The organism is Paucibacter sp. XJ19-41 (assembly GCF_028462495.1).
GTDB lineage: Bacteria > Pseudomonadota > Gammaproteobacteria > Burkholderiales > Burkholderiaceae_C > Roseateles_E.
Genome location: NZ_JAQOWX010000006.1, coordinates 23,198 through 35,942, shown reverse-complemented (window position 1 = coordinate 35,942; position 12,745 = coordinate 23,198). Strand labels below are relative to the sequence as shown.

At 70.1% G+C, this 12,745-nt stretch carries 13 protein-coding genes; 10 read left to right on the top strand and 3 right to left on the bottom strand.

The window, feature by feature from the left end:
* Positions 1-12: 12 nt before the first annotated feature.
* From PO768_RS02825 to PO768_RS02810, 4 genes are read left to right on the top strand one after another with little or no spacing between them, the layout of a single operon-like run.
* Positions 13-510: a hypothetical protein gene (locus PO768_RS02825; protein WP_262969797.1), complete on the top strand. Its 498-nt coding sequence runs from the start codon at positions 13-15 to the stop codon at positions 508-510.
* Positions 511-543: 33 nt separating this feature from the next.
* The gene (gene glnL / locus PO768_RS02820) at positions 544-1,638 is read left to right on the top strand and encodes a nitrogen regulation protein NR(II) (protein WP_272644805.1); all 1,095 of its coding nucleotides are present in this window, start codon (positions 544-546) and stop codon (positions 1,636-1,638) included.
* 30 nt (positions 1,639-1,668) lie between these two features.
* Positions 1,669-3,132: a nitrogen regulation protein NR(I) gene (gene ntrC, locus PO768_RS02815; protein WP_137944568.1), complete on the top strand. Its 1,464-nt coding sequence runs from the start codon at positions 1,669-1,671 to the stop codon at positions 3,130-3,132.
* A 24-nt stretch (positions 3,133-3,156) separates the two neighbouring features.
* Positions 3,157-4,788, top strand: a complete 1,632-nt coding sequence (locus PO768_RS02810; protein WP_272644804.1) for a GGDEF domain-containing protein — start codon at positions 3,157-3,159, stop codon at positions 4,786-4,788.
* A gap of 12 nt (positions 4,789-4,800) precedes the next feature.
* On the opposite strand, the gene PO768_RS02805 is transcribed toward PO768_RS02810, so the two are convergent.
* A complete protein-coding gene (locus tag PO768_RS02805) occupies positions 4,801-5,763 on the bottom strand; it encodes an MBL fold metallo-hydrolase (RefSeq protein WP_272644803.1) in 963 nt (320 codons plus the stop codon).
* A 49-nt stretch (positions 5,764-5,812) separates the two neighbouring features.
* Here PO768_RS02805 and def point away from each other — a divergent pair, with 49 nt between their 5' ends.
* On the top strand, positions 5,813-6,349 hold the full coding sequence (gene def / locus PO768_RS02800; protein WP_272644802.1) for a peptide deformylase: 537 nt from the start codon (positions 5,813-5,815) through the stop codon (positions 6,347-6,349).
* 84 nt (positions 6,350-6,433) lie between these two features.
* Entirely contained in the window at positions 6,434-8,281 is a 1,848-nt protein-coding gene (locus tag PO768_RS02795) for a DUF6600 domain-containing protein (protein ID WP_272644801.1), read from the top strand.
* A gap of 5 nt (positions 8,282-8,286) precedes the next feature.
* Here PO768_RS02795 and PO768_RS02790 read toward each other — a convergent pair whose 3' ends face one another.
* A complete protein-coding gene (locus PO768_RS02790; RefSeq protein WP_272644800.1) occupies positions 8,287-8,931 on the bottom strand; it encodes an arylesterase in 645 nt (214 codons plus the stop codon).
* 15 nt (positions 8,932-8,946) lie between these two features.
* Here PO768_RS02790 and PO768_RS02785 point away from each other — a divergent pair, with 15 nt between their 5' ends.
* The 4 genes from PO768_RS02785 to PO768_RS02770 all read left to right on the top strand — a co-directional run bounded on the left by PO768_RS02785 (position 8,947) and on the right by PO768_RS02770 (position 12,140).
* On the top strand, positions 8,947-9,633 hold the full coding sequence (locus PO768_RS02785) for an ABC transporter ATP-binding protein (protein WP_137944574.1): 687 nt from the start codon (positions 8,947-8,949) through the stop codon (positions 9,631-9,633).
* Between the two features lie 92 nt (positions 9,634-9,725).
* Complete coding sequence (gene pobA / locus PO768_RS02780; RefSeq protein WP_272644840.1) at positions 9,726-10,892, top strand: 4-hydroxybenzoate 3-monooxygenase; 1,167 nt, start codon at positions 9,726-9,728, stop codon at positions 10,890-10,892.
* 22 nt (positions 10,893-10,914) lie between these two features.
* Positions 10,915-11,607 (top strand): protocatechuate 3,4-dioxygenase subunit beta, encoded by a 693-nt coding sequence (gene pcaH, locus PO768_RS02775; RefSeq protein ID WP_272644799.1) that lies wholly within the window; start codon positions 10,915-10,917, stop codon positions 11,605-11,607.
* Positions 11,608-11,624: 17 nt separating this feature from the next.
* Positions 11,625-12,140 carry a protocatechuate 3,4-dioxygenase gene (locus tag PO768_RS02770; protein WP_272644798.1) on the top strand — a complete coding sequence of 172 codons (516 nt, stop codon included), beginning with the start codon at positions 11,625-11,627 and terminating at the stop codon, positions 12,138-12,140.
* On the opposite strand, the gene PO768_RS02765 is transcribed toward PO768_RS02770, so the two are convergent.
* A complete protein-coding gene (locus tag PO768_RS02765) occupies positions 12,131-12,688 on the bottom strand; it encodes a DUF2062 domain-containing protein (protein WP_272644797.1) in 558 nt (185 codons plus the stop codon). The two genes, PO768_RS02770 and PO768_RS02765, sit on opposite strands and share 10 nt — an antisense overlap.
* Between the last annotated feature and the right edge of the window lie 57 nt (positions 12,689-12,745).

The window sequence follows — 12,745 nt, the reverse complement described above, 5'->3', positions numbered from 1 at the left end:
CACAATCGCGCCATGCTCTATCGCTCCGCCTTGCTGTTCATCGGTCTGACCTGCGGCGCCGCCGCCCAGGCCCAGTCCGTGGTCTACCGCTGTCCCGGCCCGCCGGTGCTCTACACCGACGCGCTGACGCCCAAGGAGGCGCAGGACAAGGGCTGCCGCTCGATCGAGGGCACGCCGATCACGGTGCTGCAGGGGCAGCGCCCGCGCGCGCCCGCACCGACCGCGCCCGGCGCCAGCGCCGAGCCCAGGAGTGGCGATGGCCGCGTTGACCCGGCCCAGCAACGCAGCCGCGACGGCGAGCGCCGCAAGGTGCTCGAGACCGAGCTGCGTGAAAGCGAGGAGCGGCTCGCGGCCTTGCAGCGCGAGTACCAGGGCGGCCAGCCCGAACGGCGCGGCGACGAACGCAATTTCCAGAAGTATCTGGACCGGGTGGCCGAGCTCAAGACCAGCATCACCCGACAGGAAAACGATATACAGGCGCTCAAGCGCGAGATCAGCAAGCTGCCTTGAGTGCGCTGGTCTGGCCGCGCGAGCCACAGGACCATGACTCAGCACTCATCCCGCCCCGCCTCGGGCTTCGAGGCCTTCGACATGCTGGCCACCATGGTGGCCGTGGTGCGGCCCGATGGCGAATGCCTGTTCGCCAATACCGCCTTCGAGACCGTGATGCGGCTCTCGCGCCGCACGGTGCAGGGCGTCAATCTGTTTGACTGGTTTGCCGACGCGACCCGGCTCAGCGAGACGGTCGAGGCGGTGGCGCTGAACGCCTTCTCCAGCAGCCGCTTCGATGCGCTGCTACGGCGCGGCCCGCGCCCGCATGAGGATCTGCTGCCGGTGCATGTGATCGTCAGCCAGACCGACAGCCCGGAGCGCGTGCTGGTCGAGCTGATCGAGAACGCCCAGCAGGCCCGCCAGGACCGCGAGGAGCGCACGCTGGACCAGGTGCAGGCTACCAAGGAGCTCATACGCAACCTGGCCCACGAGATCAAGAACCCGCTGGGCGGCATCCGCGGTGCGGCCCAGCTCTTGGCGCTGGAGCTGCAGCCCACCGACCTTGGCCCCGAGCTCAATGAGTACACCCAGGTCATCGTTCATGAGGCCGACCGGCTGCAGGCCCTGGTCGACCGCCTGCTGGCGCCGCACCGGCGCGCCCAGGTGGTGGTCGATGTCAATATCCACGAGGTCTGCGAGCGGGTGCGCTCGGTGATACTGGCCGAATACCCGCGCGGGCTGGAGGTGCGGCGCGACTATGACACCTCGCTGCCCGATTTCCGCGGCGACCGCGAGCAGCTGATCCAGGCGGTGCTGAACATCGTGCAGAACGCCGCTCAGGCCTGCCATGCCCGCATTGCTGAAGGCCCGGCCGTGATCAATCTGCAGACGCGGGTGGCGCGACAGGTGACGATTGGTAAGCAACGCTGGCGCTTGGCATTGGAATTGCATGTGCAGGACAACGGCCCTGGTGTGCCGGCTGAGATCCGAGATCGCATCTTCTACCCCCTGGTCTCCGGGCGGGACGGAGGCACGGGCTTGGGGCTGACGCTGTCACAAACCATCGCTCAGCAGCATCAGGGGATGATTGACTGCGACAGCGAACCGGGCCGGACAGATTTTCGATTGACCCTGCCTTTGCCCTGAATACCAGCTCGGGACAAAGGGGAGCCTTAGATGAAATCCATCTGGATTGTTGACGACGACCATTCCATCCGTTTCGTGCTGGAAAAAGCGCTGAGCCGCGAGGGCCTGCCGGTGCGCAGCTTCAGCAATGCCCGCGATCTGCTCGCGGCGCTCGATGAGGACAGCCCGCAGGTGCTGGTCTCCGACATCCGCATGCCCGGCGGTTCGGGCCTGGATCTGCTGGCCAAGGTCAAGGCCAAGCTGCCCGGCCTGCCGGTCATCATCATGACGGCCTACTCCGATCTGGACAGCGCGGTCTCGGCCTTCCAGGGCGGCGCCTTCGAGTACCTGCCCAAGCCCTTCGACCTGAGCCGCGCCGTCGAGTTGATCCGCCGCGCCCAGGAGGAGAGCCTGCGCGAGGCGGTGGCCGAAGAGGCTGCGGCGCAAGTGCCCGAGATGCTGGGCCAGGCGCCGGCGATGCAGGATGTGTTCCGCGCGATCGGCCGCCTGAGCCAGAGCCATGTGACGGTGCTGATCACCGGCGAGTCCGGCTCGGGCAAGGAGCTGGTCGCCCGCGCGCTGCACAAGCACAGCCCGCGTGCCGAGGGCCCGTTTGTTGCGATCAATACCGCGGCGATCCCCAAGGACCTGTTGGAGAGCGAGCTGTTCGGCCATGAGCGGGGTGCCTTCACCGGCGCTCAGGCAACCCGGCGCGGCCGTTTCGAGCAGGCTGACGGCGGCACCTTGTTCCTGGACGAGATCGGCGACATGCCGCTGGATCTGCAGACCCGCTTGCTGCGCGTGCTGTCCGACGGCCAGTTCTACCGCGTCGGCGGCCACAGCCCGCTGCGCAGCAATGTGCGCGTGATCGCCGCCACCCACCAGAATCTGGAAGACCGGGTGCGCCAGGGCGCCTTCCGCGAGGATCTGTTCCACCGCCTGAATGTGATCCGCCTGCGCCTGCCGGCGCTGCGCGAGCGCCGCGAGGACATCCCGGTGCTGGCGCGCTATTTCCTGCAGCGCAGCGCCACCGAGCTGGGTGTCGAGCCCAAGCGCCTGTCCGAGGCGGCGCTGGCCCGGCTGGTCGGCTTCGACTTCCCCGGCAATGTGCGCCAGCTGGAAAACGTCTGCCACTGGCTCAGCGTGATGGCACCGACCCAGGTGGTCGAGCCCAAGGACCTGCCGCAGGAGCTGATGCAGGCAGGCTCCACGCTGCTGACCGCCGCAGCGGGCACGGCCGTGCCGGCCGCGCTCGGTGAAGCGGCCGTCGCGCCGCTGCCGGCCCTGGCGACCGGGCCCGATGCCTGGGTGGCCGAGATGGCGCGCGAGGCGCGGCGCCTGCTGGCCAATGGCGAGCCCGAGGTCTGGGACGCGCTGACCCGCCGCTTCGAGGCCAGCCTGATCTTGACCGCGCTCGATGTGACGCGCGGCCGCCGCATCGAGGCGGCGCAGAAACTGGGCATAGGCCGCAACACCATCACGCGCAAGATCCAGGAGCTGGGGCTGGATGCCTGAGCGGCGCGGCGACAATGCCGGCCCATGCTGAATGCCTTGTCCCCGCCCTGGGTGCCGCCACCCGCCGCCGAGCTCAGCCGGCTAGAGAGTCTGGTCGCCGAGCGGCCGGCCGCCGCGCTGGCCGAGCTCGACGGCCTGCTGTCCAACTGCCCGGACCACGCCGGCTTGCCGCGAGCGCAGCTCTTGCGCTTGCGCGGCCTGGCCCGCGCCCATGGGGCGCGGCCGCTGGACGGGCTGGGCGATCTCTACCGCGCCCGCGACTTGCTGGCCGAGTCCGCGGGGGCTGCGCCCGAGCATTTGCAAGCCCGTTGCCAGGTCGAGCGCGCGCTCTCGGTCAACCATGAGCAGCTGGGCAGCTACGACAGTGCCCTGATCCATGCGGAGGCGGCGCTGCAGCTGGCCCTGCGCCTGGGCGATGGGCTGGACGAGCTCAATGCGCGGCTCAGCATTGCGGTGCTGGTCTCGCGGCTGGACCGGCCCGAGGAGGGCCTGGCGCTCTACGCCGAGCTGGAGCCTGCCTATGCGCGGCTGGGCCAGACCCGCAAGCGCCTGGCGGTGCTCAACAATATGGGCATCAATCTGAAGAATCTGGGGCGCTACGAGGAGGCGGCGACTCGCTATCGCGAGGCCAAGCGCCTGGCGGGCGAGGATGCGCTGTTGCAGCGCGTGCTGGGGGCCAACGAGGCCGAGGCCCTGGCCAGTGCCGGGCATTGCGAAGCGGCGCTGGCGGTGCTGGAACCGCTGGCGGCGCTGCTGCCGGCCCCGGCCGGCCCGGTGCTGGCCCAGCTGGCCACGGCGCGCGGCCTGGCCCTGCGCGGCCTGGGGCGCTGGGCCGAGGCCTGCGAGGTCCACCGGCAGGCGCTGCTGCATGCGCGCGAGCTGGGCCTGCGCCGCGCCGAAGCCGACCATATGCTGGGCCTGGCCCTGGCTCAGCAAGGGGCCGGCCTGCATGCCCAGGCCTTTGCGAGCCTGCAATCCCATATGGCGCTGGAGCGGGCCTTGTTCGACGAGCGCGGCGCCCAGCGGCTGGCCGCGCTGCAGGTCCAGCATGCGCTGGAGCGTGCCCGACACCAGGCCGAGCTGCATCGGCTGCGCCATGTGGAACTGCAAGGCCTGCACGAGGATCTGGAGCGCGCGCTGGCCGACAAGGACCGGCTGCTGGCGCAGCTGGCCCAGCAAAGCCGCACCGACGGCCTGACCGGCCTGGCCAACCGCCGCCATCTGGAGCTGGCCCTGGCCGAGGTCTGCGCTCAGCCGCAGGGCCTGGTGCTGGCCTTGCTGGACATCGACCACTTCAAGTCCATCAACGACCGGCTCGGCCACCCGGTCGGCGATGTCGTGCTGCGCCGCCTGGCCCAGGCCCTGCAGGCCCAGGCCGGCCCGGCGGGCTATTTCGCGGCACGCTATGGCGGCGAGGAGTTCTGTGTGCTGTTGACGGGCGCGAGCCTGCCGATGGCTCTGGCCTGGGCCGAGACCCTGCGTGCCGATATCGCCGCGATGGTCTGGGATGAGCTGGCGGGCGGTCTGTCCCAGGTCACCCTGTCGATCGGCCTGGCGGCTTTTGAACCCGGCGAGGCCGGACTGGCCCTGCTGACCCGGGCCGATGCGGCGCTGTACCGGGCCAAGGCCCAGGGGCGCAACCGCGTTCAGGCCTGAGGCGCGCGCCCTTCAGTCCTGCTTGTCCAGCCACACGCCCAGACCCTGGGCGTTGAGTTCCACATCCATGGCCAGCAGCTCGGTCTGGCGCGCCGGGCTCAAGGCGCAGCCATGCGCCGCCAGGCCCTGCAGGTAGAGCGTCAGCAAGGCGTCCTTCAGCGCCTCGTGGCGCAGCGGGTGGCCGCGCAGGCTGCGCGCCGTCTCGGCCATGGAGCGGGCCTGCGTCAGCAGCAGGCCGGCGAGCCGCTGCACCTCATCGGCATGGCCTCCGACCCGGCTGTAATGGGTCAGGAACATCTGCGTCGGCGCATAGCTCAGCAGGCGGGCCACCGAGGTTTCCAGCGCCTCGGGATCGAACTGCACCGGCGTGCTGGTCGGCATGATCCAGGGGCCCAGCGCGGCGTCGAACTCGCGGTAGGACAGGCCAAAGGTGTCGCCGGTGAACCAGCCCTGGCTCCTCGCATCCCAGATGCAATGGTGGTGGCGCGCATGGCCGGGGGTGTCCAGCAGCAGCAGCTCCCGTGCGCTTGTGCCGACGGTGATCCTCATTCCGTCCTCGCTGGCCATCACGCGCTCGGCCGGCACGCCGACCAGCCGGCCATAGGAACGTTGCATCTCTTCATCGCCATAGACCGCCAGCGCGCCCTCGTACAGCGCGCTCGGATCGACCATATGGCGCACGCCGCGCGGGTGCACCAGCAGCTTGGCGGTCGGTAACGATTGCATCAGCAGGCCGGCACCGCCGGCATGGTCCAGATGCACATGGGTCGGTATCACCCAGTCGACCGCATCCGGTCCCAGGCCCAGCTGCTGCAGCGCGGCCAGCAGGCGCGGCACTGCGTGGTTGGTGCCGCAGTCAATGAAGGTGGCGCGGCCGTTCTCGACCAGCACATAGGCAGCGTCGAAATGGTCGCGCTGAAAGCCCGTGTCGATGGCGTATATGCCATCGCCCAGGGCCTGCACAAACTCGGACATGGTCTTGTCTCCTTAGAATCCGTCCAACGATAGCCCGACAGGATCAACGATGGCAGTCAGAGAACTACTGAAGATGGGCGATCCGCGCCTGCTGCGGGTGGCGAAACCGGTCACCGAGTTCGGCACGCCGGCGCTGCGTGAGCTGGTGGCCGATATGCTGGACACGATGAAGGCCGCCAACGGCGCCGGCCTGGCAGCGCCGCAGATCGGCGTCGACCTGCAGCTGGTGATCTTCGGCTTCGAGCGCAACGAGCGCTATCCGGACGCGCCGCCGGTGCCGCTGACCGTGCTGATCAATCCGCTCATCACGCCGCTGTCCGACGCGATGGAGGAGGGTTGGGAGGGCTGCCTGTCGGTGCCGGGCCTGCGCGGTGTCGTGCCGCGCCACAGCCAGCTTCGCTACAGCGGCTTCGATCTCGAAGGCCGGCCCATAGAGCGCGAGGCCATGGGCTTCCACGCCCGTGTGGTCCAGCATGAGTGCGACCATCTGCTGGGCGTGCTTTATCCGATGCGCATCAAGGACTTCAGCCGCTTCGGCTACACCTCGGTGCTGTTCCCGGAGCTGGACCCGAACGCCGACGACTGAACGCCGACGGCCAAGCAAAGTTTTGTAAGCAGGTCGGCGCCGCGCGGGCCGCTGGCGTTATAGAGCGGCTATCTGGAGACCAGCATGAAAGCCGCTGCCTTGCCCCGCTTCCCTCGACTTTACTCACTGCTGTTCTGCCTGGCGCTGAGCACCTTGCTGAGCCCCGCCCGGGCCGATGAGGATCCGCCGGCGCGGGCCGGTCGTGTCGCCGAGATCAGCGGCGAAGCCTGGCTGTTCGATGCCGAAGACAAGGAATGGGTGCAGCTGGAGCGCAACCAGACCATAGGCCCGGGCGACCGCCTGCGCACCGATGGGGGCGGCCGCGTCAGTCTGCGGGTCGGGTCGACCAGCTTGTGGCTGGACGAGGGCAGCGATCTGGAATTTAGCCGCCTCGATGACGGCCGCGTCGAACTCCGGCTCGACAAGGGCTCGCTGGCGCTGCGGCTGCGCAACCGCGAAGAGGTCAACGACTACCAGCTGCTGACGCGCGAGGGCCGTTTCAGCGCCGAGCGCGAGGGCCTGTACCGCATCGACCAGCTCGAGCGCGGCAGCCGCGCGCTGAACTGGGAGGGCAGCCTGCGCTTTGATTCGCGCGCGCGCGAGGCCGCGCCGGTCTGGCTGCAGGCCGACGAGCAGGCCGAATTCTGGTGGGCCGACGGCCCGCGCACCGAGCGCCAGCGCCTGCAGCGCGACGAGTTCGCCGACTGGCTGCTGGCCCAGCGCGAGGCCGAGGGCCGTCATTTGGCCAACAGCTATGTGTCACCCGAGATGACCGGCGCCGAGGAACTGGACCGCCATGGCCGCTGGGAGCAGAGCAGCGAGTACGGCCCGCTGTGGACGCCCACTGTGGTGGCGGTCGACTGGGCGCCTTATCGCTATGGACGCTGGGGCTGGACGCGCGCCTGGGGCTGGAGCTGGATCGATGCCGCGCCCTGGGGCTTCGCGCCCTTCCACTATGGCCGCTGGGTGCATCACGGGGGGCGCTGGTGCTGGGCGCCCGGCGCCTATGTGGCACGGCCGGTCTATGCGCCGGCCCTGGTGGCCTGGGTCGGCGGGCCGGCGCTCAGCGTCGGCATCCATATCGGCGGCGGCCGGCCGCCGCCGCCGCGCTATGGCTGGTATCCGCTGGCGCCGCGCGAGGCCTATCTGCCCGGTTATCGCCACAGCCCGGGCTATTGGCAGCGGGTCAACCGCGAGCATGGCCATGGCTGGCAGGGCCGCCCCGAGCATCGCCGCCATCGCAATATCGATGTGCCCGGCGCCGTCAGCCTGCTGCCCGAGCAGGGCCGCGGCCGGCCTTCGCCCTTCAATCCCGGCCAGATGGGGCCGCTGCGGCCGGTGACCCAGGTGCCGGGGCGTGGCGAACTGCCGCAGTGGCAGGTGCCGCGCGTGCGCCCGCCCCAGGCCATCGTCGAGCCCCGGCCGCCGCGTGAGCGCCCCGACCGCCCCGACCGCCCCGAGCGCATTGACCGGGTCGATCGGATCGATCGCAACGAACGCTTTGAACGCATCGAACGTCCCGATCGGGGCGACCGGGCTGAGCGCGGCGAGCGCTTCGAGCGACCGGGCTGGACGAGCCGACCCGGCCGACCGGCTGATGGCGTCGGGCCGCCGCGCCCGACGCCGAATCCGAATGCGGGGCGCTCCGATGAGCCGCTGCCGTCCCGCGAGTTCCATGGTCGGCCGCCCGGCTTCGAGCCGCGCGTCCCCGGGCGTTTCCAGGAGCGTGGCGCCGAGCCGCGGCCGCAGCCCCAGATCGGCATCCCGGCCCCGCCGCGCGGCATCGAGCGGCCGCAGCGCGAGGCCGAGCCTGCGCGGCCGCCGCAGGTGCAGCAGCCGCAGGTGCAGCAACCAAAGGATCGCGGCCCGCAGCGCGAGCGCGGTGAATGGAACGGCGGTGGGCCGGGCCGGCGCGGCGAGCAGGCCCGCTGAGTCGATCAGAGCAGCGGTCGCAAGGCCCGCCAGACCTGGCCCAGCATCAGCGGATGGGCCTTGGCCAGCGGGTGGATGCGGTCGCCCTGGAACCAGCTCTCGGCGTCCGGCCGGTCGGCCACGCCCGCCAGCAGAAAGGGCGTCAGCGCGGTCTTCTCGGCCCGCGCCACCGCTTCGAACAGCGCGGCGAAATCGCGCCCGTAGCTGGCGCCGTAGTTCGGCGGCACCTGCATGCCGACCAGCAGCACCTTGGCGCCGGCGGCCTTGCCGGCGCGCACCATGGCCTGCAGGTTCTCGCGTGTCATCGACAAAGGCAGGCCGCGCAGCGCGTCATTGCCGCCCAGCTCGATGATCAGGTGCGTAGGCTTGTGCTGGCTCAGCAGGGCCGGCAGGCGTGAACGCCCGCCGGAGCTGGTATCGCCGCTGATGCTGGCATTGACCACCTGGGCCGCCAGTTTCTCGTCCTTGAGTTTTTGCTCCAGCAGCGCGACCCAGCCGCTGCCGCGCGCAATGCCATACTCGGCCGACAGGCTGTCGCCCAGCACGACGATGCGGCGCGGCGCCGTGCCGGCCGCGGTCTGCGCAAGACCTGGCACCGCGATCAGCAAGGCCGGCAGGCTACAGTGTTGAATCCATTGACGACGTTTCATCCCGATCCGAATCCTATGTCTGAAGTGATTTCCGCAGCGATTGTTGAGGTCGACCACGTCGGCAAGCAGGTGCAGGACGCGACCGGCGTGCTGACGATTCTGCATGACATCTCGTTCACGCTGGCCGCGCGCGAGTCGGTGGCCATCGTCGGCGCCTCGGGCTCGGGCAAGAGCACCTTGCTGGCCATCCTCGCCGGCCTGGACACCCCCAGCAGCGGCACGGTGCGCCTGGCCGGCCAGGATCTGTTCGTGCTCGACGAGGACCAGCGCGCCGCCCAGCGCGCGCTGCACATCGGTTTCGTGTTCCAGAGCTTTCAGCTGCTGGGCAATCTGACCGCGCTGGAAAATGTGATGCTGCCGCTGGAGCTGCGCGGCGAGCGCGAGGCCCGGGCGCTGGCCACGCAGATGCTGCAGCGGGTCGGCCTCGGTGAGCGGCTCGGGCACTATCCGCGCGTGCTGTCCGGCGGCGAGCAGCAGCGGGTGGCGCTGGCGCGGGCCTTTGTGCAGCGCCCGGCCGTGCTGCTGGCCGATGAGCCGACCGGCAGTCTGGACTTCGCGACCGGCGCGGCGGTGATGGCGCTGATGTTCGAGATGAACCGCGAAGCCGGCACCACCTTGGTGCTGGTGACGCACGATCCGGCGATTGCGGCGCGCTGCCAGCGCCAGCTGCGCATCGAAGCGGGGCGCCTGGCCACGGTCTGATGTTCGATTAGTGCAAGCCTGCAGCGTTTGTGTCCATTGAGAAGCGCGCCGGCGCCGGCTACGCTTGGCCGATGGTGAATCCTCCCGCCGCGATCCGCACCCAGGTCGCCATCATCGGCGCCGGCCCGGCCGGCCTGCTGCTCGGCCAGCTGCTGGCCAAGGCCGGTATCGCCAACATCATCATCGAACAGCGCAGCCGCGCCCATGTGCTGTCGCGCATCCGTGCCGGCGTGCTGGAACCGGGCACGGTGGCTTTGCTGGACGAGGCCGGGGTCGGCCAGCGCCTGCATCGCGAGGGCCTGCCGCATGGCGGTTTCGAGCTGTGCATAGACGGCCGGCTGCAGCGCATCGATCTGCAGGCCCTGACCGGCAAGCAGGTGATGATTTACGGCCAGACCGAGCTGACCCGCGATCTGATGGATGCGCGCGCGGAGGCCGGGCTGGAGAGCGTCTACGAGGCCCAGCAGGTCGAGGTGCTGGACTTTGACGGCCGGCAGCCGGGGGTGCGCTTTGTCCAGGACGGCCGGGCCCGCGAGCTGCGCTGCGACTTCATCGCCGGCTGCGACGGTTTTCACGGTATCTGCCGCGCCAGCGTACCGCCCGCGCTGCTGACCACCCACGAGAAGGTCTATCCCTTCGGCTGGCTGGGCGTGCTGGCCGACGTGCCGCCGGTCTCGCCCGAGCTGATCTATGTGCGGCATGAGCGTGGCTTTGCGCTGTGCAGCCAGCGCAGCGCGACGCGCAGCCGCTACTACCTGCAGTGCGACAGCCAGGCGCGGGTCGAGCAATGGTCGGACCAGGCCTTTTGGGACGAGCTGCGTCGGCGCCTGCCGGCCGCCGAGGCGGCGCGCCTGGTGAGCGGGCCGGCGCTGGAGAAGAGCATCGCGCCGCTGCGCAGCTTCGTGGCCGAGCCGATGCGCTTCGGCCGCCTCTTCCTGGCCGGCGATGCCGCCCATATCGTGCCGCCGACCGGGGCCAAGGGCCTGAACCTGGCGGCCTCCGATGTGGCCTATCTGTGGCAGGCGCTGGCCGATTTCTACCGTGGCAGCGAGCTGGGTGTCGATCACTACTCGCAGCGCTGCCTGCAGCGGATCTGGAAGGCCGAGCGCTTTTCCTGGTGGATGACCACGCTGCTGCACCGCTTCCCCAATCAGCCGGCCTTCGATGCCCGGCTGCAGGAGGCCGAGCTGAGCTATCTGATCGAATCGGCCCATGGCCGCGGCATGATCGCCGAGAACTATGTCGGCCTGCCGCTCTGACGAGCACCTCCAGGAGAGCCAGATGCAATTCAAGCCGGTGCCGGCGGGCGTCTACCCCGCGCTGATCTACCCGCCCTACAAGTCCACGCGCAGCCGCGGGCCCGCGCAGCCGCCCTTGCGCATCGACGCGCCGGCCGTGACGACGCAAGGCCTGACCCTGGCCCGCGCGCTGCTGGGCCCGCTCGATGCCGATCTGACCCGCCAGGGCGCGGCCGCGCCGCTGGGCGAGAAGATCGTCGTGAGCGGCCGGGTGCTGGACGAGGATGGCCGGCCGGTGCGCGACTCGCTGATCGAGGTCTGGCAATGCAATTCGGCGGGCCGCTACTGGCACAAGAAGGACCAGCATGCCGCGCCGCTGGACCCCAACTTCTTCGGCCTGGGCAAGCTGATGACGGACGGGGAGGGCCGCTACCGCTTCATCACGATCAAGCCGGGGCCCTATCCCTGGGGCAATCACGACAAGGCCTGGCGTCCGGCCCATATCCATTTCTCGCTGTTCGGCAATGTGATGGCCCAGCGCCTGGTCACGCAGATGTACTTCCCCGCCGACCCGTTATTCGACCACGACCCGATCTTCCAGAGCATTGCCGATGCTGGAGCGCGCGAGCGCCTGATCGCCCGCTTCAGCATGGAGGACACGGTCGGCGCCGAGATGCTGGGCTATCGCTTCGACATCGTGCTGCGCGGCAGCGCGGCCACCCCCTTCGGCTTGTGAGCCGCCAGGAGCTTGCTATGCCCGACCACGATTGCCTGCTGACCAGTTCGCAAACCATAGGCCCGTTCCCGCATGAGGCCTGGCACTGGGCCGCCTCGGCCCAGCCGGGCGCTGTGGCGGGGGCTGTGGCCGTGGTGATCGCGGGTCGCCTGCTCGACGGCGCCGGCGAGCCCGTCAATGACGGCTGGATCGAGGCCTGGACCCCGGGCGTGGCCGAGGCCGGCCCGCTGCCGGGCTTTCGCCGTGTGGCCACCGGCGAGCAGGGCGAATTCGTGCTGCGGCTGAGCCCGGCCGTCGGCCATGGCGAGCCGGCGGCTCATATCACGGTGTTTGCGCGCGGCCTGCTGAAGCACCAGTTCAGCGCGGTCTTCCTGGCCGATGCCGCCGGTCTGGCCGACTCGGCGCTGCTGGCCCAGGTGCCCGAGGCGCGCCGCGCCAGCCTGCTGGCGCTGCCCGACGCGGCGCCGGGACATTACCGCTGGGACATCCGCCTGCAGGGTGAGGGCGAGACGGTGTTCTTCGACTACCGCTGAGCACGGCGGCGCAGCCGCCGCAGGCGCTCGCCGCGTATCACCGCCCACCAGCCGATATAGACCGCCAGATAGGCCAGCGCGCCCAGCAGCAGGCCGGCCAACGGCAGGCCGATCAGCAGCGGCTTGCCCAGCGCCTGGATCCAGCCCAGCAGGGCCGGGCCCCAGCTCAGGGGCGCGGTCCAGTCGATTTCCAGCATCGCCGGCGTCGCGATCGGTCCATCATGGCCCGAGGTCATCCGGCCCAGCAGGATGGCCAGACTCCAGATCGGCACCAGGGTGAAGGGATTGGTCAGCCAGGTGGCGGCAATCGCCGCCGCGACATTGGCGCGGCAGGCGATCGCCACGACGGCCGCCAGCACCATCTGCGTGGGCAGCGGGATCACACCGACGGCCAGGCCCAGACCGACGCCCAGCGCGACACGGCGGCGGTGCGCAACCCATAGCCAGGGCCGCGGCGACAGGTAGTGGCCCAGCCACTTCAGCCCCGGGGTCTTGGCCAAGGTGTCGGGATGGGGCAGCAGTCGGCGAGCAAGACGGGTGGCGGGCATGGGCTGCGCTTGGGCGTTTCCAGAGACGAAAAAAAACCGCGCTCGCCGGGGGCGTCG